This window comes from Methylobacterium jeotgali (assembly GCF_022179345.1).
GTDB lineage: Bacteria > Pseudomonadota > Alphaproteobacteria > Rhizobiales > Beijerinckiaceae > Methylobacterium > Methylobacterium jeotgali.
The window spans coordinates 21,671-46,358 of the sequence record NZ_BPQR01000081.1 but is presented as its reverse complement, the minus strand read 5'-3'; the positions used below and the strand labels follow the sequence as shown (position 1 = coordinate 46,358).

At 71.6% G+C, this 24,688-nt stretch carries 24 protein-coding genes and 1 tRNA gene; 13 read left to right on the top strand and 12 right to left on the bottom strand.

All coding sequences use genetic code 11. From position 1 onward, the window contains the following. Positions 1 to 85: 85 nt before the first annotated feature. Positions 86 to 460: a hypothetical protein gene (locus tag MFF04_RS19540; RefSeq protein ID WP_238278313.1), complete on the top strand. Its 375-nt coding sequence runs from the start codon at positions 86 to 88 to the stop codon at positions 458 to 460. A gap of 177 nt (positions 461 to 637) precedes the next feature. Here the strand turns inward: MFF04_RS19540 and MFF04_RS19535 are convergent, their stop codons facing one another. Both MFF04_RS19535 and MFF04_RS19530 read right to left on the bottom strand, forming a co-directional pair. Beyond that, complete coding sequence (locus tag MFF04_RS19535; protein WP_238278311.1) at positions 638 to 874, bottom strand: hypothetical protein; 237 nt, start codon at positions 872 to 874, stop codon at positions 638 to 640. Between the two features lie 168 nt (positions 875 to 1,042). Next, positions 1,043 to 1,762: a Sir2 family NAD-dependent protein deacetylase gene (locus MFF04_RS19530; protein WP_238278310.1), complete on the bottom strand. Its 720-nt coding sequence runs from the start codon at positions 1,760 to 1,762 to the stop codon at positions 1,043 to 1,045. Positions 1,763 to 1,817: 55 nt separating this feature from the next. On the opposite strand from MFF04_RS19530, the gene MFF04_RS19525 reads away from it, so the two are divergent. The 4 genes from MFF04_RS19525 to MFF04_RS19510 all read left to right on the top strand — a co-directional run bounded on the left by MFF04_RS19525 (position 1,818) and on the right by MFF04_RS19510 (position 5,596). Then, positions 1,818 to 2,312, top strand: coding sequence for a hypothetical protein (locus tag MFF04_RS19525; RefSeq protein ID WP_238278308.1), 495 nt, complete (start codon positions 1,818 to 1,820; stop codon positions 2,310 to 2,312). A gap of 94 nt (positions 2,313 to 2,406) precedes the next feature. Further along, the gene (ggt, locus tag MFF04_RS19520) at positions 2,407 to 4,185 is read left to right on the top strand and encodes a gamma-glutamyltransferase (protein ID WP_238278306.1); all 1,779 of its coding nucleotides are present in this window, start codon (positions 2,407 to 2,409) and stop codon (positions 4,183 to 4,185) included. Positions 4,186 to 4,358: 173 nt separating this feature from the next. Further along, positions 4,359 to 5,126, top strand: coding sequence for a lysophospholipid acyltransferase family protein (locus tag MFF04_RS19515; protein ID WP_238278304.1), 768 nt, complete (start codon positions 4,359 to 4,361; stop codon positions 5,124 to 5,126). A gap of 59 nt (positions 5,127 to 5,185) precedes the next feature. Continuing rightward, complete coding sequence (locus tag MFF04_RS19510) at positions 5,186 to 5,596, top strand: hypothetical protein (protein WP_238278302.1); 411 nt, start codon at positions 5,186 to 5,188, stop codon at positions 5,594 to 5,596. A gap of 6 nt (positions 5,597 to 5,602) precedes the next feature. Here MFF04_RS19510 and MFF04_RS19505 read toward each other — a convergent pair whose 3' ends face one another. Continuing rightward, positions 5,603 to 6,169 (bottom strand): GNAT family N-acetyltransferase, encoded by a 567-nt coding sequence (locus tag MFF04_RS19505; protein WP_238278300.1) that lies wholly within the window; start codon positions 6,167 to 6,169, stop codon positions 5,603 to 5,605. Positions 6,170 to 6,391: 222 nt separating this feature from the next. On the opposite strand from MFF04_RS19505, the gene zapE reads away from it, so the two are divergent. The 3 genes from zapE (at position 6,392) to MFF04_RS19490 (ending at position 11,510) form a co-directional block, all read left to right on the top strand. Continuing rightward, positions 6,392 to 7,612, top strand: a complete 1,221-nt coding sequence (gene zapE, locus MFF04_RS19500) for a cell division protein ZapE (protein ID WP_283206389.1) — start codon at positions 6,392 to 6,394, stop codon at positions 7,610 to 7,612. An 880-nt stretch (positions 7,613 to 8,492) separates the two neighbouring features. Beyond that, positions 8,493 to 10,067 (top strand): Re/Si-specific NAD(P)(+) transhydrogenase subunit alpha, encoded by a 1,575-nt coding sequence (locus tag MFF04_RS19495; protein ID WP_238278298.1) that lies wholly within the window; start codon positions 8,493 to 8,495, stop codon positions 10,065 to 10,067. 9 nt (positions 10,068 to 10,076) lie between these two features. Continuing rightward, positions 10,077 to 11,510 carry an NAD(P)(+) transhydrogenase (Re/Si-specific) subunit beta gene (locus MFF04_RS19490; protein ID WP_238278296.1) on the top strand — a complete coding sequence of 478 codons (1,434 nt, stop codon included), beginning with the start codon at positions 10,077 to 10,079 and terminating at the stop codon, positions 11,508 to 11,510. A gap of 488 nt (positions 11,511 to 11,998) precedes the next feature. Here the strand turns inward: MFF04_RS19490 and MFF04_RS19485 are convergent. The 7 genes from MFF04_RS19485 to MFF04_RS19455 all read right to left on the bottom strand — a co-directional run bounded on the left by MFF04_RS19485 (position 11,999) and on the right by MFF04_RS19455 (position 19,926). Further along, positions 11,999 to 12,075 (bottom strand) — tRNA-Arg (locus MFF04_RS19485). 196 nt (positions 12,076 to 12,271) lie between these two features. Next, positions 12,272 to 13,417 carry an extracellular catalytic domain type 1 short-chain-length polyhydroxyalkanoate depolymerase gene (locus MFF04_RS19480; RefSeq protein ID WP_238278294.1) on the bottom strand — a complete coding sequence of 382 codons (1,146 nt, stop codon included), beginning with the start codon at positions 13,415 to 13,417 and terminating at the stop codon, positions 12,272 to 12,274. 162 nt (positions 13,418 to 13,579) lie between these two features. Further along, complete coding sequence (locus tag MFF04_RS19475; protein WP_238278292.1) at positions 13,580 to 13,900, bottom strand: hypothetical protein; 321 nt, start codon at positions 13,898 to 13,900, stop codon at positions 13,580 to 13,582. A gap of 53 nt (positions 13,901 to 13,953) precedes the next feature. Continuing rightward, complete coding sequence (gene dnaQ, locus MFF04_RS19470) at positions 13,954 to 14,670, bottom strand: DNA polymerase III subunit epsilon (RefSeq protein ID WP_238278290.1); 717 nt, start codon at positions 14,668 to 14,670, stop codon at positions 13,954 to 13,956. Between the two features lie 98 nt (positions 14,671 to 14,768). Further along, positions 14,769 to 16,766 carry a sensor histidine kinase gene (locus MFF04_RS19465; RefSeq protein WP_238278289.1) on the bottom strand — a complete coding sequence of 666 codons (1,998 nt, stop codon included), beginning with the start codon at positions 16,764 to 16,766 and terminating at the stop codon, positions 14,769 to 14,771. Further along, positions 16,759 to 18,141 carry a sigma-54-dependent transcriptional regulator gene (locus tag MFF04_RS19460; RefSeq protein ID WP_238278287.1) on the bottom strand — a complete coding sequence of 461 codons (1,383 nt, stop codon included), beginning with the start codon at positions 18,139 to 18,141 and terminating at the stop codon, positions 16,759 to 16,761. The genes MFF04_RS19465 and MFF04_RS19460 overlap by 8 nt, the downstream gene beginning before the upstream one ends. 126 nt (positions 18,142 to 18,267) lie before the next feature. After that, positions 18,268 to 19,926: an OFA family MFS transporter gene (locus MFF04_RS19455; protein ID WP_238278285.1), complete on the bottom strand. Its 1,659-nt coding sequence runs from the start codon at positions 19,924 to 19,926 to the stop codon at positions 18,268 to 18,270. A 319-nt stretch (positions 19,927 to 20,245) separates the two neighbouring features. Here MFF04_RS19455 and MFF04_RS19450 point away from each other — a divergent pair, with 319 nt between their 5' ends. The 4 genes from MFF04_RS19450 to MFF04_RS19435 all read left to right on the top strand — a co-directional run bounded on the left by MFF04_RS19450 (position 20,246) and on the right by MFF04_RS19435 (position 23,639). Next, the gene (locus MFF04_RS19450) at positions 20,246 to 20,662 is read left to right on the top strand and encodes an EVE domain-containing protein (protein ID WP_238278283.1); all 417 of its coding nucleotides are present in this window, start codon (positions 20,246 to 20,248) and stop codon (positions 20,660 to 20,662) included. A gap of 92 nt (positions 20,663 to 20,754) precedes the next feature. After that, a complete protein-coding gene (locus tag MFF04_RS19445; RefSeq protein WP_373320127.1) occupies positions 20,755 to 22,383 on the top strand; it encodes a L,D-transpeptidase family protein in 1,629 nt (542 codons plus the stop codon). Positions 22,384 to 22,566: 183 nt separating this feature from the next. Continuing rightward, positions 22,567 to 23,100: a Dps family protein gene (locus MFF04_RS19440; protein ID WP_238278279.1), complete on the top strand. Its 534-nt coding sequence runs from the start codon at positions 22,567 to 22,569 to the stop codon at positions 23,098 to 23,100. A 95-nt stretch (positions 23,101 to 23,195) separates the two neighbouring features. Next, a complete protein-coding gene (locus tag MFF04_RS19435) occupies positions 23,196 to 23,639 on the top strand; it encodes a DMT family transporter (RefSeq protein WP_238278277.1) in 444 nt (147 codons plus the stop codon). A 23-nt stretch (positions 23,640 to 23,662) separates the two neighbouring features. Here MFF04_RS19435 and MFF04_RS19430 read toward each other — a convergent pair whose 3' ends face one another. Both MFF04_RS19430 and MFF04_RS19425 read right to left on the bottom strand, forming a co-directional pair. After that, on the bottom strand, positions 23,663 to 23,863 hold the full coding sequence (locus tag MFF04_RS19430) for a hypothetical protein (RefSeq protein ID WP_163366564.1): 201 nt from the start codon (positions 23,861 to 23,863) through the stop codon (positions 23,663 to 23,665). 119 nt (positions 23,864 to 23,982) lie between these two features. Beyond that, entirely contained in the window at positions 23,983 to 24,192 is a 210-nt protein-coding gene (locus tag MFF04_RS19425; protein ID WP_238278275.1) for a cold-shock protein, read from the bottom strand. Positions 24,193 to 24,490: 298 nt separating this feature from the next. Here MFF04_RS19425 and MFF04_RS19420 point away from each other — a divergent pair, with 298 nt between their 5' ends. Beyond that, positions 24,491 to 24,688, top strand: a complete 198-nt coding sequence (locus MFF04_RS19420; protein ID WP_238278273.1) for a hypothetical protein — start codon at positions 24,491 to 24,493, stop codon at positions 24,686 to 24,688.

Below are 24,688 nucleotides of genomic sequence, written 5' to 3'. Positions count from 1 at the left end.
CGGCCGTTTCCCCCTCCCTTAGTCGCCCCGAGGCAGGCCCCTCGCACCCGCGCGGGGCCGCGCCCGCTTGTGAGAGCCCCCGCCCATGATCCGCACGCTGCTGCCCGCCCTCGTCCTCGTCGGCCTGTCCGGCCAGGCTTTCGCCGGCTGCGCCGACGACATCGCCCGGCTCGAACCGCGGGTGAAGGACGCCTCCCGCGAGGCGATCTCCGCCTCGACCAGCGGCAAGGGCGTCGCCGCCGCCCGGGAAGGGCAGGGGGTCGATGCTTCGAAGCAGGGAGAGCCCAAGGTCGCCGAGGCGCCGCCGGAGAAGTCGGCGGCGGCCGGCGAGGGCGGCGACCGCAGCCAGCAGGCCCGCGTCGCCCTGGAGGAGGCCCGCGCCGCCCTCAAGAAGGGCGACGAGGGCGCCTGTGCCGGGGCGGTGTCGCGCGCCAAGGCGCAGCTCGATGCGGCGCCTTGAGCTGAGAGCGTTCTCGACGGTGTAGCTTGACCGACCGCGGGAGCGGGGAAGCGCGGCCTGCCTTCCGTTCTCCGTCCCGGCGTTGCGGGAGAGGTGGCGAGGCGCGCGGGTGCTCGGCCTTGGCCGAGGAAACGGTACGGGTCGGGGCGGGCCGAGAGATGGCCCGCCGCGTCGGGTTCAGGCGGCCGTGGCGGTCGCCGCGGCAGCGAGCGCGTGGCTGTTGCCGTTGAGGCCGGCGCAGAGATCGTCGATCTCGGACAGGTCGAGCGCCTCTCCGGTTTCGTTGGCGATGGCGTCGATGAGGTGGTCCTGACGCGGGTCGAACGGATGCCCCTGCATCCGGTAAAACTGGTAGTAGCGCAGGGCAGCGATGACGGTGTCTCGCTCGCGGGACGTCACGGTGATGTTCTGCATGCGGCTGGTTCCCTTTTTATCCGCAACGGGTGCCTGGGTGAGCCTGGCCCGCCGACTCACCAAGCGTGACCTTTGTAGGGGCCGCCCCCGGTCCCGGCCATGTCTTGACGATCGATGAACTGCTGATTCGGCGTCGAATTTTTTCGGGGCCGTCGGTGCCGATCCGCACTAAGCCGTGAGCGCATCGAAGAAATCCGGAACGGTGCGGCTTGCCGGCCCGGTGCGGGTCTCCTCGAAGAGATCCGCGTTCCCGGAGGGTTCGAGGTTTAGCGCGCAGGTCCGGATGCCCCGGCGGCGGGCGTAGGCCACGAAGCCGGCGGCGGGATGGACGGTTCCGGAGGTGCCCGCAGCGACGAAGAGGTCGCTGTCGGCGAGCATGGCCTCGATCCGGTCGAGGTGCTTCGGGACCTCGCCGAACCAGACGATGTCCGGCCGCAGGCACCCGGCACGGTTGCAGGCGGCGCAGCGGTCGCCGACGGCGAGATCGCCGCGATGCTCGGCCCCAGCGCCGCAGGCCGTGCAGCGGACCCGTGTGAGTTCGCCGTGCATGTGCACCACCTCGCGGGAGCCCGCCCGCTCGTGCAGGTCGTCGACGTTCTGCGTGCACAGGAACAGCCGGCCGCCCGAGGCGGCGAGCCGGTCCGCCGCCCGCGCCAGGGCGTGGTGGGCGGCGTTCGGCCGCGCCGCGAGCGCCGCCCGGCGCCGGGCATCGTAGAAGGCGAGCACGGTCTCGGGATCCCGCGCGAAGGCCTCGGGCGTGGCGAGCGTCATGGGGTCGAAGCGCGCCCACAGCCCGCCCCGGTCGCGGAAGGTGCCGAGCCCGCTCTCCGCCGAGACGCCGGCGCCGGTCAGGACGAAGATGCGCCGCGCCGTGATCCGCTCCGTCATGGTCTCCGAGATAGGGCGCGGGACGCCCCCGTCACAGCGGGGTAGGAGATCGGTCATGCGCCTTCTCTCGCGTCTCCTCCTCGCCGGCCTCGGCCTCCTCGCGGCGATCCCCTGCGGGACCCTGGCGCTGATGGCCGGGCTGGTCCTCGATCCCGCCGCCGACGCCTGGCTCGCGCGGGCCGGCCTCGCCGGTCTCGACGCTCTCTCCGACCTCTCGGCCGGGCTGCCGCCTGAGAGCCTGGCGCTCCTCGCCGCTGGGCTGGCGCAGGCCCTGTTCGCGCTGCTCGTGGTGCCTCCGGTCGCGGTCGCCCTGATCGGAGAGGTCGCCGGCCTGCGGGCGCTCGCCTGGTACGGCGCCGCCACCGGTCTGCTGACCGCCGCGATCCCCTGGCTCGTGCGCGGCGCGCCCCGCGCCGGCGGGGAGGCCGCGAGGCTCGCCGCCGAGGGCCGCCTCACCGCGCTGCTCTTCGTCGCCGGTGCCGTCGCGGGGCTCGTCTACTGGGTGGTCGCCGGCCGTGGTGCGGGAGCCTCGGCGGATCGGCCGCGATAGGGTCGCGCGGTCGCCTTCGCCGCCGACTGCCCTAGGAATGGCTGCGGACCGGACGGCGCGGGGGGCGCCGCGCCGGCCGAAGGAGACCTCGCCGATGCAGAGCCCCACCCGCCGGCCCCGCCCCCTCCTCGCCCTGGCGCTGGCGCTCCTGACGGCGCTGCCGGGGCCCGCGCTCGCCCAGAACGACCTCGCCAGCCAGTTCGCGCCGCCGGGCGTCGCCGCCGAGCCCGTGCGGCCGGACGAGGCGCGTCTGCTGCCGGTGCTCGCCGCCCACGGCATGGTCTCCTCGCAGGAGGCGCAGGCGACGCGGGTCGGCGTCGAGATCCTGAAGCGCGGCGGCAACGCCGTCGACGCGGCCGTGGCCGTGGGCTTCGCGCTCGCCGTGACCCTGCCGCGGGCGGGCAATCTCGGCGGCGGCGGCTTCATGCTCGTCCATCTCGCCCGGACGGGGGAGAGCCTCGCCATCGACTACCGGGAGACGGCGCCGGCCGGGGCCACCGAGACCATGTTCCTCGACGCCGCCGGCAACCCGGACCGCGCCGCCTCGACCCGCAGCGGCAAGGCGGTGGGCGTGCCGGGCACCGTGCGCGGGCTCGTCGAGGCGCACCGCCGCTACGGCTCGGGCAAGCTGAGCCTCGCCGACCTGATCGCCCCCGCCGAGCGCCTCGCCCGCGAGGGCATCCCCGTCGAGTCGGGCCTCGCGGACTCGCTGCCGAGGGCCGGCGGTCTGCTGGGCCAGTGGCCATCGAGCCGAAAGGTGTTCTTCGCCGGGGATGCGCCGCTGCCCCGGGGCGCGACCCTCGTCCAGTCGGACCTCGCCGACACCCTGCGCGCCATCGCCGAGCGGGGCGACGCGGCCTTCTACGAGGGCGAGATCGCGAAGCGGATCGCAGCCGCCGTGCGCGAGGCCGGCGGGGTGATGACCGAGGCCGATCTTTCCGGCTACCGCACCGTGATCCGCGAGCCCGTGCGCGGCACCTATCGCGGCCATGAGATCGTCTCGATGCCGCCCCCGAGCTCGGGCGGGGTGCACCTCATCGAGATCCTGAACATCCTTGAGGGCTTCGACCTCGCCGGCATGGGGGCGGGGAGCGCCAGGGCGCTCCACACGATGGCCGAGGCGATGAAGCCCGCCTACGCCGACCGTGCCGCCTGGCTCGGGGACCCGGCGCGGGTCAAGGTGCCGGTCGCGGGGCTGACCGCCAAGCCCTACGCGGAGAGCCTGCGCGCCGCGATCGGCGAGCGGGCGCGGCCGGCGGACGCCGTCTCGGCCGGCAACCCGCTACCCTTCGAGCACACCGAGACGACGCACTTCTCGGTGGTCGATTCCGAGGGCAACGCCGTCTCGAACACCTACACCCTGAACTTCTCCTACGGGATCGGCCTCGTCGCCGAGGGCACCGGCGTGCTCCTCAACAACGAGATGGACGACTTCGCCGCCAAGCCCGGCGCCCAGAACGCCTACGGCCTTGTCGGCGGCGCGGCGAACGCGGTCGCGCCCGGCGCGAGGCCCCTCTCCTCCATGAGCCCGACCTTCGTGTTCAAGGACGGCAAGCTGCTGCTCGTCACCGGCAGCCCCGGTGGCAGCCGCATCATCACCACGGTGCTGCAGGTGATCGTCAACCTGATCGATTTCCGCATGAACCTCGCCGAGGCCGTGGCCTTCCCGCGCATCCACCACCAGTGGCGGCCGGACGCGCTGCTCACCGAGGAGGGGCTCTCCCCCGACACCCTCGCCCTGCTCCGCGACCGGGGCCAGAACGTCCGGGTCGGGTCGAGCTCGGGCTCGGCGAACTCCGTGATGCGCGTCGACGGCCTGCTCGCCGGCGCCGCCGACCCGCGCCAGCGGGGGACGCTGGCCGACGGATACTAGGGTCCGTCAGGCGTCTCCATCAGCGCCTGACGGACCCTAACCTCTTGTCGGATCGTTGGTCCTGACGGAGAACCGGCTTCCACTACTCCTGGACCCACACTCTGGCGGCAGCACGCGGGCGCAAAATGCTCTAAGGGAGGGCCCGCGCCGCTTCCGGCGCGAGCTCCGGACTGATGCCGCTCCTTCGCACCCTCGCCGTCAACCTCTGCTTCTACCTGTTCACGACCGTGCTCGCGGTCGGCGGACTGCCGCTCCTCGCCTCGCGGGACGGGGTGCTGCGGCTGGCGCGATTCTGGGGGCGGGGCACGCTCTGGCTGCTGCGGGTGGTCGGCGGGCTCCGGGTCGAGTTCCGGGGCCTGGAGAACATCCCGCCCGGCGCCGTGATCGTCGCGGCCAAGCACCAGTCGGCGCTCGAGACCCTGGCGCTGTGCACGGTGTTCCCCCGCTTCGCCTACATCCTCAAGCGGGAGCTGCTCTTCATCCCCCTGATCGGCTGGTACCTGTCGCGGGCCGGCATGGTCGCCATCGACCGCACCAAGGGCAGCCGCGCCATGGCCCTGATGAACGAGGCCGCCGCCCGCGCGATCGGGGAGGGCAGACAGCTCATCATCTTCCCCGAGGGCACCCGCCGGGCGCCGGGCGCGCCCCCCGCCTACAAGCTCGGGCTCACCCATCTCTACGCCAATCTCGGCGTGCCCTGCCTGCCGGTGGCGCTCAACAGCGGCCTCTACTGGCCCCGCCAGAGCCTGACGCGCCGCCAGGGCACGACGGTCATCGCCTTCCTGCCGCCGATCCCGCCGGGGCTCGACCGCACGGCCTTCCTCGACCGGATCACGCAGACCATCGAGGGCGCCTCCGACGCGCTCCTCGCCGAGGGCCGGGCCGACCTCGCCGCCAGCGGCCAGAGCGCGCCGAAGGAGGCGGACCGCCCGGCCGCCTGAGCGCGACCGGCGGACCGGCGCCTTGACGCCTGCAGGGCCGCCGCTCATCATGAGAACAAATGATGAACATGCGAATCGCGATCCCGATGCGCCGTCTCGAATCCCGTCATGCCGGAGGTGTCCGCGAGGAGCGCCTGCGCGGCGCCGGCACGCTGCGCAGCGTCCCGCTCCTGTCGCTCAGCGCCTGGCGCGGACGCTCCGGGCGCCGCTACGTGGTCGGAATCCACCCGATGGAAGCGGGGGATCTCGACGAGGTCGGCCCGGCGGTGGTGATCGCGGTGCGGCGGGACGGGGAGGGAATCGCCGAGGCGGTCGCCGTCGCGAGCGTGACGGAGCCCGATGCGGCCTGGATCGCCGCCGCCCGCCGCCGCGGCGCGACCGAGCTGCACGTCCACCGTCTCGCCGAGACGCCGGCCGAGCGCCGGGCGGTCGCCGCCGATCTGACGGTCGCCGATCCCTTGCGCGCCTGACGAGTCCTAGCGGGCCGGCTCGAAGGCCGAGGCCAGCGCCGCGTGCCAGCGCTCGAAGGGTCGCTCCGCGACCGGGCGGCGGGCGTCGCTCCGTCCCGGCAGGAGGGCGAGGGCCGGCACCGGCCGGGCCGGCATCTCGTTCAATCGCAGGCGGCGGACCCGCAGCTCCGACACGCCGCGGCTGCGCGCCGCCTCCTCGATCCGCGCGTGCAGCGCCCGGCCGAGACCGATCCGCCGGAAGGGACGCTCGACGGCGTAGGCGATTTCCGCCTCGGCCCCGAGCGGCACCGGCGCGAAACACGCGTGCGGAGAGGCGCCCCGGCTGGCCCGCAGCGGCATCAGCTCGGCAAGCCCGCGCAGCTCGTCGTCGACGAAGGCGCCGAAGGCGAGACCGTCCGGGCTCAGAACCCGCTCCGCGTAGGCGCGCACGCCCGCCGGGCCGACCCGGCCGGTGAAGCGGCTTGCCCGGGCCGGGCCGTCGAGACGCTCGAAGAAGGCGAGCACCGTCGCCCGGTCGCTCTGCCAGAGCCGGCGGACGAGGGGTGCTGCGGTGCGGTGCGCGAGAGAGGCCATGGGTTCCATCGCCATTCGGCGAGGCCGCGCCCGAGAGCGGAAGCGGCGGTATCCTGCGCGACGCATGCCACGCCTGCATTATGTGTGCAATGCACCATAAGGTCGAAGGTTGCCGACGCGACCTGTGACACGCGCGCCCGATCGCACCGCCCGATCCTTGATCGCCGCCGCACGAGGCGCCACAGCGGAGGATCGAGGGACGCAACCGGAGGCGGCGCGGCCGTGAGCGAGACATCGAGACCGGGCGCGGGGCCTCAGGCCGCCGGAGAGGCAGGGCCCGTCGCCGAGCGCTACGAGGCGCTCGTCGCGCGCGGCGCCATCGAGCGCGATCCGGCGCAGGTCAAGCTGGTGCGGGCCCTCGACCGGCTACTGCGCGACCTCGCCCAGCGCCGGAGGGCGAGCAAGAGCAGTGCGCTCGGCTGGCTGTTCGGCCAGCGCTCGCAGGGGCCCGAGGCCCCGAGGGGGCTCTACATCTGGGGCTCGGTCGGGCGCGGCAAGACCATGCTCATGGACCTGTTCCACGAGGCGGCCCCCGAGCCGAAGCGGCGGGTGCACTTCCATGGGTTCCTCGCCGACGTGCACGAGCGCGTCCACGCCCACCGCCAGGCGCTCAAGGCCGGGACCGCGAAGGGCGACGACCCGATCCCGCCGGTGGCCGACGCGCTGGCCGCCGAGGCCCGGCTCCTGTGCTTCGACGAGTTCACCGTCACCGACATCGCCGACGCGATGATCCTCGGGCGCCTGTTCGGGGCGCTGTTCTCCCGCGGCGTCACGGTGGTGGCGACCTCGAACGTCGAGCCGGACCGGCTCTACGAGGGCGGCCTCAACCGGGCGCTGTTCCTGCCCTTCGTCGCCGAGCTGCAGGAGCGGGTCGAGGTGCTGCGCCTCGATTCCCGCACCGACTTCCGCCTGGAGAAGCTCGGGGGCGCTTCCGTCTGGCACGTGCCGGCCGACGCCGCCGCGAAGGCCGCCCTCGACACCGCCTTCCGGTCGCTGACGGGCAAGGCGCGGGGCAAGCCCGCGACGATCCGCGTGAAGGGCCGCGACGTGGCGGTGCCCGAGGAGGCGGCGGGCGTCGCGCGTGTACCCTTCGCCGATCTCTGCGCAAAACCTCTCGGAGCCTCGGACTACCTCGCCCTCGTCTCGAGCATCCACACCCTGATCCTGGAGGACATCCCGGTGATGGGCGAGGAGAACCGCAACGAGGCCAAGCGGTTCATCACGCTCGTCGACACGCTCTACGAAGCGCGGGTGAAGCTCCTCGCCTCCGCGGCCGCCGACGCGCCCGATCTCTACAAGGCCCGCGACGGCCGCGAGGCCTTCGAGTTCGACCGCACCGTCTCGCGCCTCATCGAGATGCGCTCCGGGGAGTACCTCGCCCTCCCCAAGGGCCACGGCGATTCCGGCGCCACGGGATCGAGCGCCGGTCTCGCGGAGACCTGACCGGATGAGACCTGCCTCGATGAGAGGTGGCGCCGAGCCCTGGAGCGGTCCCGGCTTCGGGGGGCTTGGAGCGTCTGACGGGGCCGCCCGCAGCGGTCGAGGGTGATGAGGGCGCGGGCCGGCCTCGCGAGGTCTGCGGTCAGGGGCGCCCCGTCGTCTCTGCCCCGCGGCGCCGGCCCGGACTGGGCGACCTCGATCTCCCCCGGCACGTCGTCAGGGTTCGAAGGCTGCCGCCGCGACGTCAGCTTCGACGCCGTCCCCGAGATCGAGACCGCCGACAACCCGCCGCTGACGTTCCTGCCGAACGGTCCGCTCAGCCTCGCCGGGTTCACCGTGGCCATCCTGCCGAAGGGGCGGGGCTCAACGATCCGAGCGTCTTCGCGTCGAGCCCGAAGACCGGTCTGGATCCGTGTCGCGAACCAACCTCGTGCTGGATGTCGGAAAGTCGATCCGGGATCAGCCCGACAGACTGGATGCCTTCGACGGGTTGCGGTATTGGCATGAAAACGAGCTGACCAAAGAATCAAAATTTGAATTTCGCAGAAGAAAATTTATTCCTGTCTGGCGTTTACGCGCATGTATACTGATCGTATATCCTTGATGTGATGCCTCTTAGAGAGTGCATATTCCAATAGAAGCTCAGATTGGGAGTTTCATATCTGATCTACGACATTCCGCGATGGGGCATGCGACATCGCGCGGATCCCGGTAAGGGCTTGATCCGCCCGGGATTTTTCCCGGGCTGTTGCCGCAACGCGGAGGAATTTCACGACGCGTTGCCTTCCTCGCGCCCGATAAGCGTGAAGCTGTGTCGCGGCACCGCTTGACCATCGCCGCCGACTGCGGCCAGGGCATGATCTGACGAGCTTCGGAGGACACAGTGAAAATCGGTTCACCAAAGGAAATCTCGCCGGGAGAGTCGCGCGTCGCGATGACTCCCGACAGCGCCTCTCAGCTCCAGAAGCTCGGTCACGAATGCCTCATCGAGGCCGGGGCGGGAACGGCGGCGGGATATCTGGACGAGGCCTACCGGGCCGCGGGCGTCGAAGTCGTCGAGACGGCCGCCGAGCTCTGGGACCGCGCCGACGTGATCGCCAAGGTGCGCCCGCCCGAACCGGCGGAAGCCGAGCGGCTGAGGGCCGGCAAGACGCTGATCTCGTTCTTCTACCCTGCGCAGAACGAGGAGCTGCTGAAGCGCTGCGCCGAGACGGGCGCCGCCGTCATCGCGATGGACATGGTGCCGCGCATCAGCCGCGCCCAGAAGATGGACGCCCTGTCGTCCATGGCGAACATCGCCGGCTACCGCGCCGTCATCGAGGCGGGCGCCAATTTCGGCCGGTTCTTCACGGGCCAGGTCACGGCGGCGGGCAAGGTGGCGCCCGCCAAGGTGCTGGTGATCGGCGCCGGCGTCGCCGGCCTCGCCGCGATCGGCACCGCGACCTCGCTCGGCGCCATCACCTACGCCTTCGACGTCCGGCCGGAGGTCGCCGAGCAGATCGAGTCGATGGGCGCGAACTTCGTGTTCCTCGACTTCGAGGAGGCGCAGCAGGACGGGGCCGCGACCGGCGGCTACGCCGCGCCGTCGAGCCCCGAGTTCCGCGAGAAGCAGCTCGCCAAGTTCCGCGAGCTCGCGCCCCAGATGGACATCGTCATCGCGACGGCGCTGATTCCCGGCCGCCCGGCGCCGAAGCTCTGGCTCGCCGACATGGTCGCGGCGATGAAGCCGGGCTCGGTCGTCGTCGATCTGGCGGCGGAGCGCGGCGGCAACTGCGATCTGACCGTCCCCGAGCAGAAGGTCGTCAGTGAGAACGGCGTGACCATCGTCGGCTACACGGACTTCCCGAGCCGCATGGCGACGCAGTCGAGCGCGCTCTACGCGACCAACATCCGCCACATGCTGACGGACCTGACGCCGGACAAGGACGGCGTCGTCGTCCACAACATGGAGGACGACGTCATCCGCGGGGCGACGGTGACGCATGGCGGCGCGGTCACCTTCCCGCCGCCGCCGCCCAAGGTCGCGGCGATCGCCGCCCAGAAGCCGAAGGAGAAGGTCAAGGAGCTGACCCCGGACGAGAAGCGCGCCAAGGAGCTCGCGACCTTTCGGGCGGAGACCAAGAGCCAGGTCGTGACGCTCGCCGCGGGCGCGGCGGCGCTCCTGATCGTGGGCGCCTTCGCGCCGGCGAGCTTCATGGCGCATTTCGTGGTGTTCGTGCTCGCCTGCTTCGTCGGCTTCCAGGTGATCTGGAACGTCAGCCACAGCCTGCACACGCCGCTGATGGCGGTCACCAACGCGATCTCGGGCATCGTGATCATCGGCGCGCTGCTGCAGATCGGCTCGGGCTCGAAGATGGTCGCGTTCCTCGCGGCCCTGTCGGTCCTGATCGCCACCATCAACATCGTCGGCGGCTTCCTGGTCACGCGCCGGATGCTGGCCATGTTCCAGAAGTCGTAAGAGGCCGTCATGAACATCGGCATCGTTTCCGCCGCCTACATCGCGGCCGCTGTCCTCTTTATCCTCTCCCTGGGCGGCCTGTCCGGCCAGGAAAGCGCCAAGCGCGCGGTCTGGTACGGCATCGTCGGCATGGGCGTCGCCGTCGCGGCCACCATCCTCGGCCCGGGCGTCGGGCACGTGTGGCTGGTCGTGCTGATGATCCTGATCGGCGCCGCCGTGGGCTGGTACGTCGCCGGCAAGGTCCAGATGACGGAGATGCCGCAGCTCGTCGCGGCGCTGCACAGCTTCGTCGGCCTGGCCGCGGTGTTCACCGGCTTCAACGCGGACATCGAGCTGCGCCGCGTCCTGGCGCTCGACGAGACGGCCAGGAGCGCCCTGACCGGCTTCGCCGCGATCCTCGCGCACAAGACCGGCGTCGAGATCTCGATCCTGAAGGTCGAGGTGTTCCTCGGCGTGTTCATCGGCGCGGTGACCTTCACCGGCTCGGTGGTCGCATTCGGCAAGCTCGCCGGCAAGATCGACGGCAAGGCGACGAAGCTGCCCGGCGGGCACGCGCTCAACGCCGGCGCCGCGATCCTCTCTCTGCTGCTGCTGGTCGTCTACTGCCAGGGGGCCGGCCTCTGGGCGCTCCTGCTGATGACGCTGCTCGCCCTGTTCATCGGCTGGCACCTGATCATGGGCATCGGCGGCGCCGACATGCCCGTCGTGGTGTCGATGCTGAATTCGTACTCGGGCTGGGCCGCGGCGGCCATCGGCTTCACGCTCGGCAACGATCTGCTGATCGTGGTCGGTGCGCTGGTCGGTTCGTCGGGTGCGATCCTGTCCTACATCATGTGCAAGGCGATGAACCGCTCGTTCGTCTCGGTCATCCTCGGCGGCTTCGGCTCCACCACGGGCCCCGCGCAGGTGATCGAGGGCGAGCAGGTCGCGATCGACGCGGGCGGCGTCGCCGCGGCCCTTAACGATGCCGACAGCGTCATCATCGTGCCGGGCTACGGCATGGCGGTCGCGCAGGCGCAGCAGTCGATCTCGGAGCTGACGCGCAAGCTCCGCGCGGCCGGCAAGACCGTGCGCTTCGCCATCCACCCGGTCGCCGGGCGTCTGCCGGGGCACATGAACGTGCTGCTCGCCGAGGCCAAGGTCCCCTACGACATCGTCCTCGAGATGGACGAGATCAACGAGGACTTCCCCGAAACCGACGTCGTGATCGTGGTGGGCTCGAACGACATCGTAAATCCGGCCGCGCAGGACGACCCGAACTCGCCCATCGCCGGCATGCCGGTTCTCGAGGTGTGGAAGGCGCGGCAGGTCTTCGTGTCGAAGCGCGGGCAGGGCGCCGGCTACTCGGGCATCGAGAACCCGCTGTTCTTCAAGGAGAACACGCGGATGTTCTACGGCGACGCCAAGGCCTCGGTCGACAAGCTGCTGCCGCAGATCGTCTAGGTGATCCGGGTTCTCCGGAGCCGCGTTCTCGTGCTTGAGCCTGGGTGCAGATCCCGGCCATGCGATGCGGATGGTACGGCCTTTGGGGAACCCGGCACCGCTCGCCGGTGCCGCGCCGAGGCATCGGCGAGCGGCCTCTGGCGGACTGACGACGAAGATCGCCCGATGGGGAGCTGCGCCGCCTCCGTCGTGCCTGCAGCGCGAAGTCCCGGGTGCAGGCTGAGAGGAGCCGTGCCGCCGACCGCTTGGCGGCCGCCGGGTCTTTCGTCCCGAGGCGCTTCCAGGCCGACGCGCCTGTTCACGGCGCGGCCATGAAGCTCCGCAGGTTCGGGGGGATGGTGCGGCGGAAGGAGCCGGTGCCGGCGGCATCGCGATAGAGACACGACATCAGAGCCACGGCCCGTCTGCCCCCCGCTTCGCACGAGTGACGAAGGGCGAGCGACTGCTCTATGTGGCTTCTTCAGCCCAGCAAGGTCTTGGGAAAGGCATGGCGCACCCGACACGATTCGAACGTGTGACCTTTGCCTTCGGAGGGCAACGCTCTATCCAGCTGAGCTACGGGTGCAGGCCGTGGCTCTCACCTAGCCCAACTGGCGGGCGGGCGCAACGCGGTGAAAGACGATCCTCCGCATGGCGCGAGAGCTTCCGGGAGCGGGCGTGATCGCTCGATCCGCCTAGGCGGGTCTTGCCGCAAGCGCTCACCTTCGAGGGGGCGTCAGGCCCGGCCGCATGGCACTGGCGGCATTGTCGGGACGAGGGCGCTAGGCGCGGCCGGCGCCGAGGCGGTGGCGCGCGAAGAAGGTCAGCATCATCGCCGAGGCGTCGGGGCCGTCCGGGTCGACGTAGCTGCCGGCCGCGTGGCCTCCCGACCAGGCATGGCCGGACCCTTCGATCCGCACGCTCTCGGCGAGCACGCGCCCGGAGGCGTCCGTGTACAGGGTGCGGCGCCCGGCGCGGCCGCCGGAGAGCGTCTCCCGGCTCGCGCGGAGGCGCTCCGCGCCGGCCTGGGCGAGGACGGCGTCGAGATTGCGCGGGCTGACGACCGCGTCGGCCTCGCCATGGATCACGATGGTCGGCACGACGACCGCAGCAGCGGCGCCGAGGCCGGTCGGCATGGCCTCGCCGGGAGCGCCGGCCCGCATCGCGGCGAGCGCCGAGGGCAGGTCCCGCGCGCAGCCCGCCGCGAGGCCGGAATGGATGCCGACCGCGGCGTAGAGGTCCGGATAGGCGCGGGCGACATTCGCCGCCGCGGCGCCGCCGGCCGAGAAGCCGGCGATGTAGACGCGGGCCGGGTCGATCGGGAACTCCCCGATCAGGGCGCGGGTGATGCCGGCGATGATCTCCGGCTCGCCGGCGCCGCGCTCCTGGTCGGCGGGCTCGAACCAGTTCCAGCAGCGCTGCCCGTTGGCGCGGGCGCTCTGGGCCGGGTAGGCGACGAAGACGCCCTGCGCCTCCGCGAGGGCGTTCATGCCGGTCCCGGCGGCGAAATCATCCGGCGTCTGGGTGCAGCCGTGCAGCATCACGACGAGAGGGGCGGGCATGCGCGGCGCACTCGGCACGAAGAGGCGATAGTCGCGCGCTCCGGCCGGGCCCTGGAACCGGCGTGCTTGAAGATCGGAGGCCGGAGCGATCGGCTCCACCGACGGGGTCATGCCCCGGCCGAGGCCGGACAGGCCCGGCAAGGTGGACAGGCTCGGCAAGGCATCGGGCAGATCCCGCAGCAGGCCGCCCAGCGACTCGCGCAGGGCCTCCGGACGCAGCGGCACGCCGGACGACACGCCGGTCTGCGAGAGGCCGCGGCCGATCAGGGCCGTCGCCTCGTCGAGTCGTCCGGCGCGGGTCAGCCGCATCACCTCGGCCATGTCGCCGAGGGGGGTCGACCCGCGGCGGAGATCGGAGTCGCTCATGGAAAGCCCGCCCGTCCGTTGTCCGCGGCGCTCGGCCGTGGAGCGCCCCCTCGAACGGCGGATATGGCGCAGGCCATTGTGCAATGCAACCTGCTTGCCGCGACGCACAATGCGCGGGTCACGGGATGGTGATGTCGGCCGAGGTTCGGCGGCAGGGCATGGCTATCGGTCGAGGGAGGGCCCGCCGGCGGTCCCGCCGGTGCCGGGCGGGCCTCCGGTCACGGTGCCGCCGATGTTCACCCCCGGGGTCGTTCCCGGCACGGAGGAGTTGCTGGGGTTGGCCTGGTTGCCGCGGGTGATTGGGCTGGGGCCGAGGTCGCGCTCGCCCGGCCGCACGCCGCCGACGCCGGCCGGCGGTGCCACGCCGGTGTTGCCGGCGCCGCCCGTCACGATCTGGGCCGAGGCCGGACCGCCGAGGGCAAGCGAGAGGCCGGCGAGGGCGGCCGCCGCGAGTGTGATCTTGCGTGTGATCGTGCGCGTCATTCCCGTTTCCCGCTGCGTCGACTCGGACGGCAACGGCCGGGGAACGGCCGGGTTCACGCCTCGTCGGAGATGTACTCGCGCCAGATCGGCGTACCCCCGAGGCTCGCGACGAAGGCGGCGTGGGCGGCCTCCTCGGCCTGCGTCAGCCGGCGGCGCATCCGCCGGGGACCGGTGCCGGCGGCGATCTCATCGCCGAGATCGCCGACGAGACGGTTCTCCTCGACCGGCGCCAGCCCCAGGCTCGCCTGCTTGCCGCCGAGGAGCTCGACATAGACCTCGGCGAGGATCTGCGCGTCGAGGAGCGCGCCGTGCTTGGTGCGGCGGCTGGTATCGACCCCGTAGCGGGCGCAGAGCGCGTCGAGGGTGTTGGAGGCGCCCGCGTGCTTGCGGCGGGCGAGGAGCAGGGTGTCCACCACCTCGTCGAGGACGATCGCCGGGGGTGCCGCCGCGCCGAGCCGGGCGAACTCCATGTTGAGGAATCCGACGTCGAAGGGTGCGTTGTGGATCACGAGCCTCGCGTCGCCGCAGAAGGCCGCGAAGCTCTCGACCACGTCGGCGAAGAGCGGCTTGTCGGCGAGGAAGGCGTCCGAGAGGCCGTGGACTGCGAGCGCCCCTTCCGAGACCGGGCGCTCCGGGTTGACGTAGCGGTGCCAGTTCGCGCCGGTCTGGACATGGTTGATCAGCTCGATGCAGCCGATCTCGATGATGCGGTCGCCGCCCTTGGCGTCGGTGCCGGTGGTCTCGGTGTCGAGGACGATCTCGCGCAGCACGCCGGGCTTCTCCTTCGCGGGGCTTTTCCGATCCTACACTGGTTCGGCCGGGGCTTCGCCTGCCGCCGCGCGGGCGGCCGGGGAAAACCGCGGCCGGCTCATGCCTCCGGATCGCGGGAACACGGCAGCCAGACTGTGAAGCGCGATCCCGCGCCGACCTCGCTCTCGACCTCGATGGTGCCGCCGTAGCGGGCCATCAGCGTATAGCTGATCGAGAGGCCGAGGCCGGTGCCGCCCTGCGTGCGGGTCGTGAAGAACGGATCGAAGATCTTGCGCAGCCGGTCGGCGGGAATGCCGACGCCGGTATCGGCCACGGTGATCGCGACGCCCTCCGCCTCGGCGCGGTCCTCGTCGCGGGTCTCGATGCCGAGACGGCCGCCGTCGGGCATGGCGTGGAGGGCGTTGATCATCAGGTTGATCACCACCTGCTGCAGCTCGGTGCGGCTGACCTCAACCGTGCGCGTCGCCTCGCCGCGGGTCTCGACGATCACGTCGGCGCGCTCCAGCAGGTGGCGCACGAGCACGAGGCAGTCGGCGGCGACGTCGGCGGGCGCGACGGTCTCGACATAGCCTGCATACTCCTCCGGCCGCGCGAACTGGAGCAGGCGCGTCACGATCATGTTCACCCGGTGGACCTGCTGGTCGATCAGGTCGAACTCGACCCGGACCTCGTCGGCCGCCGGGCCGAGGGCCTCGCGCGCCACCTCGAGGTTGCCCTGGATGACGGCGATGGGGTTGTTGATCTCGTGGGCGACGCCGGCGGTGATCTCGCCGATCGAGGCGAGCTTCTCCGACATCACGAGCTGCCGGCGGGTGTCCTCGAGCTGGCGCGTGCGCTCCTCGACGCGGGCGTCGAGCTCGCGGGCGAAGGCGCGCAGCTCCCCGTCGCGTGCTTCGAGCCGGTCGAGCAGCTCGTCGAAGCGGTGCGCGACGAGCCCGATCTCGTCGCGGCTGGCGAGGGGGCCGATGCGCGCACCGAGATCGCCCGCATCGACCGCCGCGATGGTGCGGTTCATGCGCTCCAGCGGCTGGAAGATCGCACGGGCAAGCCGGAGCAGGAACGGCACGGTCACGGCGGCCGCGATCAGGAAGGCGCCGAGCACCGCCGCCATCATCGCCCAGCGCGCCAGGCGGAAGGGGCGTTCGAGAAAGCCGACATAGAGCATGCCGACCCGCCGGCCGGCCCCGTCGGCGATCGGCTCGTAGGCCGAGATGTAGCGGTCGTTCACGACGAAGGCGCTGTCGAGCCAGGTGCGGCCCTGGCCGAGCACGGCGTCGCGCACCTCCTGCGAGACGCGGGTGCCGAGCGCCCGGCGGTCGCCGAACAGGCGCACGTTGGTGGCGACCCGCACGTCGCCGAGGAACAGGGTCGCCGTGCCCTGGCTGCCCGCGGCGAGGTCGGCATGGGCGTAGATGAGGTCGTTGATGGTGTCGACGAAGCCGAGGTTGCCGTTGAGCAGCGAGCCGCCCACCAGCGCCCCGACGCGCCCGTCCGGCAGGGGCGCGGGTGCGGCCGAATGGATGACGAGCCCCCGCGTCTCGACCGTGCGCTCGGTCTCGGCGGCGGCCGGCGTCGGCACGAGATCGAGGCGCGCCCGCGCGGCCATGCCGGGGTCGAGGGAGGCCATCTCGCCCGCCTCGAAGATGTCGATGGAGGTCTCCGGCCGGCCCTCCAGCGCCGCGCCGACGATGCGCCGCTCGCCGGCCGCCGAGGGCCGCGCCCCGGCCGGCGCCGCCGCCAGGATCGCGCCGCCGGGGGCCGTCAGGTAGAGGAAATCGAGGCCGAGCTCCCGGCGGCGGGCCTCGAGGAGCGCCTCCAGACCGCCCGCGCGCCCGGCCTCCGCGAAGGCCGCCGACTGCCCCAGTGCCGCGATCTGCGCGCTGCCGCGCTCCATGATCCGGCGCAGGTACTGCCGGGCGATGATCAGGTCGTCATGGGCCTTCGAGACGAGCAGCGCGTCGAACTGGGCGAGCCACCAGAACAGGATCACGCCGAGGACGACGGGAAACACCGCCACCATCGGTAGCAGCGCGATGGCGAGGAGGCGGGCGCGGACCGAGCGCAGGCCCCAGCCGCCGGCGGGCCGCTCAAGCATTCCACTCAGCGCATTTGCGGTCGAGCGTCTTGCGCGAGACGCCGAGCCGGCGGGCGGCCTCCGCCCGGTTGCCGTCGCAGGCGGCGAGCACCCGCAGGATGTGGCGCTTCTCGACCTCGGCGAGATCGTCGGTGCGCGCCTCCGCGGGGCCGCCGGTGTCCGGCTCCTCGAAGGCGCCGAGGATCAGCGCCCGCTCGACCCGGTTGCGCAGCTCGCGGGCGTTGCCGGGCCAGGGATAGGTCTCGAAGCGCTGCAGCACGCTCGTGCGGATCGGCAGCGGCGGCAGGCCGAGCTGTGCCGAGATCTGGTCCATGAACATCATCGCCAGGGGCTCGATGTCCTCCACCCGCTCGCGCAGCGGCGGCAGGTGGATGCGCAGCACGTCGAGCCGGTAGTAGAGGTCGGCACGGAAACGCCCGGCCGCGACCTCGCCCGGAAGGTCGGCGTTGGTGGCCGCGATCAGGCGCACGTCGACCGGGATCTCCCGGTCCGAGCCCACCGGGCGCACCTTGCGGTCCTCGATCACCCGCAGGAGCTTGGTCTGGAGCGGCAGCGGAAGCTCGGCGATCTCGTCGAGGAAGAGTGTGCCCCCCTGCGCGTAGAAGAACAGGCCCTCCCGCGAGGAGGCGGCGCCGGTGAAGGCGCCCTTCACGTGGCCGAACAGCTCGCTCTCGATGATCTCTGCGGCGATGGCGCCGCAGTTCACCGGCACGAACGGCCGGTCGGCGTAGGGCGACTGCGCGTGGAGCGCCCGCGCCGTCACCTCCTTGGCGGTCCCGGATTCGCCGGTGATCAGCACCGTGCTCGGCGTCGCCGCGGCGCGGGCGACGAGCTCGCGCACCCGCGCCATCTGCGGGGAGGTGCCGACGATGCGGCCGGCCACGTCCGCTCGCGGCACCGCGCCGAGCTGGCGGCGCAGCACGAAGTTCTCCCGCCGGAGCGCCGCCCGGTCGAGGCAGCGGATGACGGCGTTGAGGATCTGCTTGGTGCGGAAGGGTTTGAGCACGAAATCGGCCGCGCCCGCCCGCACCGCCTCGATCGCGGTCTCGAGATCCGCGAAGGCGGTGATCAGGATCACCTCGGTGAACAGCCCGTCGCGCCGCAGCTCCGCGAGCCAGGCGAGCCCGGTCCGGCCGCCGAGGATGTTGTCGAGGATGATGAGGTCGAAATGGCTGGCCTCCAGCATCCGGCCGGCGGCGACGGTGTCGCCCACCGCCTCGACCCGGGCGCAGCGGGGCCCGAGGGTGCGGATCAGGAAGTTGCGCATGCCCGGCTCGTCGTCGACGACGAGGACGTGGGCCTTGGCGAGCCAGGGATCGGCGGGTGCGGCGGCGCCGTCGGTCGCGTCCGGGCCTTGGATGGCGCCTTGGCTCATGGGGCCGCACGGGTCCAGCGCGAGGGGCGGCCGGTCATGTCGGCCGGCGGGCTCCGCTTCTAGAGGATCGCCCGGCGCTTGGCGATGCGAGGGCCCGCCGGTCTGGTACCGGCGGGCCGTGGTTTGTCAGTGCAGCAGGATCGCCGCCTTCTGGAGGGTGATCAGCACCCCCGCCGCGAGCGGAATACCCACCGCGGCCCAGGCGAGGATCACCAGCACCGGGGCGGCGGCCGCCTCGGCGGTCGGCGTGGCGGCCACCGAGGCCGGAGCCACCGATCCCTGGGGACCCGAGCGCGGCGCGGCTATGGGCGCGGCCTTCGCGGACTCGACCATGTGGTGGCGCGCCGCCACCGGCCGGACCAGCAGGTTGCACACGAAGCCGAGGACCAGGAGCCCGGCCAGGATGTACATGGTCTGGTTGTAGGCCTGGGCGTTGGGCAGGCCGGAGGCGAGCTGATACTCGCGCAGGTAGTTGACGAGCACCGGGCCGAGGATGCCCGCCGTGGCCCAGGCGGTCAGCAGCCGCCCGTGGATGGCACCGACCATCTTGGTGCCGAACATGTCGGCGAGGTAGGCGGGCACCGTGGCGAAGCCGCCGCCGTACATCGAGATGATCACCCCCATCGCCAGCACGAAGAACAGCGTCGTGCCGGTGGCCGCCAGCGTCGGCACCGCGGCGTAGAGCACGAAGCCGAGGGTGAAGAAGATCGCGAAGGTCAGCTTGCGGCCGAGCCGGTCGGAGGAGGTCGCCCACAGGAAGCGGCCGCCGATGTTGCAGAGGCTGAGAAGCCCCGTGAAGCCGGCCGCGATCGCCGCGATCCGGGCCTTCTGGCTGGCGTCGAGGGAGGCGAAGGGGGTGTCGAGCCCGATGAGGTGGCCGCCGAACATCTCCTGCAGCATCGGCGAGGCCATGCCGATGACGCCGATGCCCGCCGACACGTTGAGGCTGAGCGCCGCCCAGATCAGCCAGAACTGCGGGGTCCGGGTCGCCACGTCGAGGTCGACGTTGCTGGAGGAGACCATGGCGCTCTTCATCGTAGCCGGCGGCGTCCAGCCGGCCGGCGTCCAGCCCTCGCGGGGCACCCGGTAGCCCAGCGCCCCGGCGACCATGAACACCGCGTAGATCGCGGCCATCGCCACGAAGGTCTGCCAGACGCCGACGGAGGTCGGGGTCGCGAACTGGCGCATCAGCCAGTCGGCGAGCGGCGCGCCGATCATGGCGCCGCCGCCGAAGCCCATGATCGCCATGCCGGTGGCCATGCCGCGCCGGTCGGGGAACCACTTGATGAGCGTCGAGACCGGGGAGATGTAGCCGAGGCCGAGCCCGATGCCGCCGATCACGCCCGAGCCGAGCCACAGCATCCAGAGCTGGTGGCTGTAGACGCCGAAGGCCGAGATCAGCAGGCCGCCGCACCAGCACAGCGCCGAGACGAGACCGGCCTTGCGCGGTCCGGCTCGCTCCAGCCAGCCGCCCCAGACCGCCGCCGAGCAGCCGAGCAGCACGAAGAACAGGGTGTACATCCAGCCGAGCTGGCTGATCTTCCAGTCGCAGTTCGTCGCGACCATGGAGGCGAGGAAGCCCATCTCCGCCGGGCAGGCGACGGGCTGCGTGATGCCGACCGCCCGCGACAGCGGCAGCCAGAACACGCTGAAGCCGTAGGCCATGCCGATGCAGAGGTGGATCGCGAGGGCTGCCGGCGGCACCAGCCAGCGGTTGAAGCTCGGTGCGGCGATGGTGCGCTCGCGGCTGAAGAAGCCGGGGTCGGCAGCGATACCAGCGGACATGTTTCCTCCTGACGGGACCGATCGGGGCGCGATCTCCGCCGCGCTCCATCCGTTTCAGAGCAATGTCCGAGCCAGCCGGAAGAAAGGGCGTTTTCTTAATTCCTATCAATTGCTTGACACGATTTTTACTTGGCGAGGAGTTGGACATTTTGTCCGCGCTGGCCGAGGTCGGCCTCGATGGGACTGGACAAAATGTCCGGACCTCGCGGCTCCCGCCCGCTGCCCCGGCCAGAGGCGCTCGGGCGTGGATAAGCCGGATTTCCCGATGCCGGGGCGGCGCGAGCGGCTATAGCGTCGCCGGTATCGCGGGGAGCGTCTCATGGCCCACTGGCTCTTCAAGTCCGAACCGGATTCGTGGTCCTGGGATCAGCAGGTCGCCGCGGGCGAGGCCGGTACGCACTGGAACGGGGTGCGCAACCACCTCGCCAAGAAGCAGCTCACGGCGATGCAGGTCGGCGAGCAGGGCTTCTTCTACCACTCGAACGAGGGCAAGGCCGTCGTCGGCATCGTCGAGGTGATCCGGCCCTACTATCCCGACCACACCGACGAGAGCGGCCGCTTCGGCATGGTCGACGTGCGCGCCGTCGAGCCGATGCCCCGCCCCGTCACCCTGGAGACCATCCGCGGCGAGCCCGCCTGCGCCGAGATGGTGCTCGTGAAGAACGCCCGCCTCTCCGTGCAGCCGGTGACCCCGCAGGAATGGGCGGCTGTGTGCCGCCTGGGCGGGCTCGGCTGAGGGAGGGTGCGGGGTGCGCCGGGACACGGCGCAGGCCGCGGCGGGGAGCCGGCCGACAGGGATTGGTAACCATCCCTGCCGATGATGCCGGCATGTGTCCCCGGGGCCAGGGTATCGGCGTGCAGCGTCTCTTCGAGTCTCCCAGCCTCGCCGTCCTGGCGCTGGCCCTGACGGTCGGCGGCGCCCTCGCGCAGTCGCCGCCTTCGACGGCCCCCTCCGCGCCGTCCCCCGCCCCGGTCGCGGCACCTGCCCCGGCCGAAGCGCCGGCTCCCGCCGAGCCGCCCGCCCTGCCGCCGCAGCCCGCGCCCGCAGCGGCCGCCATGCCGAAGAAGAGCCGCGAGGCCGCGCCCCTCGTCTATGCCCGCGTCTCCGCCGATCCGGTGCCGAGCCTCGCGCCCTCGACCTTCCTCGACACGCTGCGCATGGCCGAGCGCTACCAGGCCTTCGCCGAGGCCGGCGGCTGGGAGATGCTGCCCGCGGGCTTCGCGCCGAAGGCCGGCGCCCGCGATCCGGCGATCCCGGCGCTGCGCCACCATCTCACCCTGACCGGCGACCTTCCCGCCGACGCCCCCGCCAGCGACCGCTACGACGCGCCGCTCGCCGCCGCGGTGAAGAGCTTCCAGGCCCGGCACGGGCTCGCCGAGACCGGGCTCGTGGGCAAGCAGACGCTCGCGGCGCTGAACGTGCCGGCAAGCGTCCGCCAGCGCCAGCTCGCCGCCTCGGCGGCGCGGCTGATGGGCTCGAGCTTCGCGTATGGCGAGCGCTACGTCGTCGTGAACATCCCGTCCGCCAGCGTCGAGGCGGTGGAGAAGGGCGTCGTCGCCCGGCGCTACGTCGCCGTGGTCGGCAGCCCCGACAAGCCGACGCCCTCCGTCGAGACCCGCATCACGGACGTGAACTTCAACCCGACCTGGACGCTGCCGGTCTCGGTCGTGAAGAACGAGATCATCCCCAAGATGCGCAAGGATGCGGGCTGGCTCGCCCGCAACCACATCCGCATCCTCGACGGCAAGGGCCAGGAGGTCGAGGCGGTCTCGATCGACTGGAAGGGCGAGAAGGCTGTCAACTACACCCTGCGGCAGGACCCCGGCTTCGACAACTCGCTCGGCCAGGTGCGCATCGACATGCCGAACCGCCACGCGGTCTACATGCACGACACGCCGGCGAAGTCGTACTTCACCCGCGACATCCGCTTCCACTCCCACGGCTGCGTGCGGGTAGGGCAGGTGAAGGAACTCATCGGCTGGCTCCTCCAGGGGGTCGAGGGGCCGAACGGGCCGGGCTCGTCCTGGGGGCCGATCGAGATCGAGACCGGCATCGCCACGGGCGAGCGCCGCGATCTCAAGCTCGGCAAGCCGATCCCGGTGACCTTCGTCTACCTGACGGGCTACGCGACCCCCGACGGACGGGCGCATTTCCGCGACGACATCTACGGGCTCGACACGCCGGGCTCCCCCACCGCGCCCCAGGAGCGCTCGGCGAGCCGCGAGGCCGCGCCCGGCCGCACCCAGCCTCCGGCGCCCGCCCGGTCGAAGGAGCCCGCGAAGGCCGCCGCCGGGGCAGCCGCTCCCGCGCCCGTATCGCCGCCGCCCGCGCGCCCCCGCGACGTCACGACCACCGGGTCCATCGCGCCGAAGCCGGCGCCGCGCCCGACCGCGCGGGCCGACAGCGATGGCTCGCCCATCCCGCTGCCGCCGGGCCTCGTCGGTCCGCGCGGCTAGAGCGCTTCCGGCCGGTCCGGCTCAGGAAGGGCGAAAGGGATCTATGGGCCGCGCCTGCAGGCTGTGCAGAGCGGCCCCGCGGCGCGGAACAATCGGACCGCCCCGGGCTTTCTGCGGAACGTGAGGCGCCGCCGACAGGACGGGCGCGCCGACGAGATCCGTTCAAGCCCCGGAGACGATCCCATGGCCAAGGCCAAGCCCATCCAGCGCGTCGGCAGCGACCGCCTCAACACGCCGACCGACCTCGATCCCAAGGACGTGAAGAAGATCTCCGAGGGCCTGACCGTCCTGCTTTCGGACCTCTTCGCCCTCTACATCAAGACCAAGAACTTCCACTGGCACGTCAGCGGCCCGAACTTCCGCGACTACCACCTGCTCCTTGACGCGCAGTCGGAGCAGATCTTCGCGATCATCGACGCCGTCGGCGAGCGCGCCCGCAAGATCGGCGGCACCACGCTGCGCTCGCTGGGCCAGGCCGAGAGCCTGAAGCGGGTCGCCGACAACAACGCCGAGTACGTGAGCCCGCTCGACATGCTCAAGGAGCTGCGCGACGACAACCGCCAGCTCACCGCCAACATGCGCGAGCTGCACGAGATCACCGACGAGGCCAACGACGTCTCGACCACGAGCCTCATCGAGGAGTGGATCGACGAGTCCGAGGAGCGGACCTGGTTCCTCTACGAGTCGACCCGCGAGGCGACCCAGGGCGGCCACTAAGCCCCCCTCCGGCCGCCAAGGCCGACGCCACAGGGCCCCGTACCGCCGACGCGGTGCGGGGCCCTCTCGATTCCAACCTCCCGGAGGACCGCGCGATGTGGATCGCCTACCCGCTCATCCTGCTCGTCGGTATCGCGACGGCGGTGCAGCCGGGGATGAACGCGGCGCTGGCCCGCGGCCTCGGGCAGCCCTTCGCGGGCGGGATCGCGGTCGGCCTGACGACGGCGACCACGGTGCTGCTGATCGGTCTTGTCTCGGGCCGCCTGTCCTGGCCAGGCCCCGAGCAGATCGCGGCGGTGCCCTGGTGGGGCTGGCTCGGGGGCGCGCTCGGCGGCGGCATCGTCGCGGCGCAGCTCACCCTCGCCCAAGGGGTCGGCGCTGCGACTTTCCTCGGCCTGACGGTGACGGCGGGCGTCATCGCCTCGATCGTCCTCGACCATTTCGGCTGGGTCGGCTTCGAGCCCCACGCGGCGGGCCCGCTGCGCCTGCTCGGCGGAGCGCTGATGATCGGCGGCGTCTTGCTGGTGGCCCGCTCCTAGGACATCGCCGCGCGTTACGCCCGTCAGCGCATGGCAAGGATGATCTCGCCCTCCCGGACGGCGCGCTCGCCCGTCGACGACCGGATGCGGTAGGACGGCTCGCCGGTCTGATCCTCGGGCATCAGCCGCACGACCTCGCACACGTCTCCTCGCGAGGAGGCGCCGTCACTGTGGACCGTATGCGCGTAGCGCACGCGCTGCCCGAGCTTGAACTTGTGGGACATGTCCTCTCCTCGATGTTCGATCCATGCCGCACGGCCCGCGGGAGATCGCGGGTCCGGACACGAGAAGGGCCGCCCCGGAGGGAGCGGCCCATAGAACCCGCGCTCGGGTCCGTCGCGGTTCAAACGGTCTGGAGCTGTCCGGCGGACTTCTTGCCGCTCCGGCGATCCGTCTCGAGCTCGTAGCTGATCTTCTGCCCCTCGGTGAGGCCGGGCAGGCCCGCCCGCTCGACGGCGGAGATATGGACGAAAACGTCCTGGCCGCCGTCCTCAGGCTGAATGAAGCCGAAGCCCTTCTGATCGTTGAACCACTTGACCGTGCCGATGCTCATTGAAAGTCCTGATATTTCCGGTAGCTATGAAGTCGTCCGCGCGCAGGCGCCCGGACTCGTTCGCAAATCGATGCGTGAAGGAAAATTATTCGAACCGGACGCGAAGAATCGCCGCCAAATAATTTCGAGCGCTGATCGATATGAGATCGTATAATCACACTCGGTAAATTTCACAATGGCTGCGAAAATTTTTCATCGAACGAATTTATCTTTGACGCATGATCGGTCGCGAAATAGGGTCTCGTCGGTGAGCGCGGGCAGCGACCTCGTTCTGCCGTCGCATCGCCGAAAGCCCGTCATGAACCGCTCGTCCCCCTACGGCCGCGCCCAATCGCTCTCGGCCGCCGAATTCAACGCGAAGGCGAAGCGCGTGGCGGAGAGCACCGGCATCATCGAGAAGGGCGCCGTGCGCCGCCCGGCCGGCCGGCGCTGGAACCGGCCTGCGCAGGGCCACGATCAGGCTTCGCCCGACGAGCGGACGTCCGGCGAGGACTGA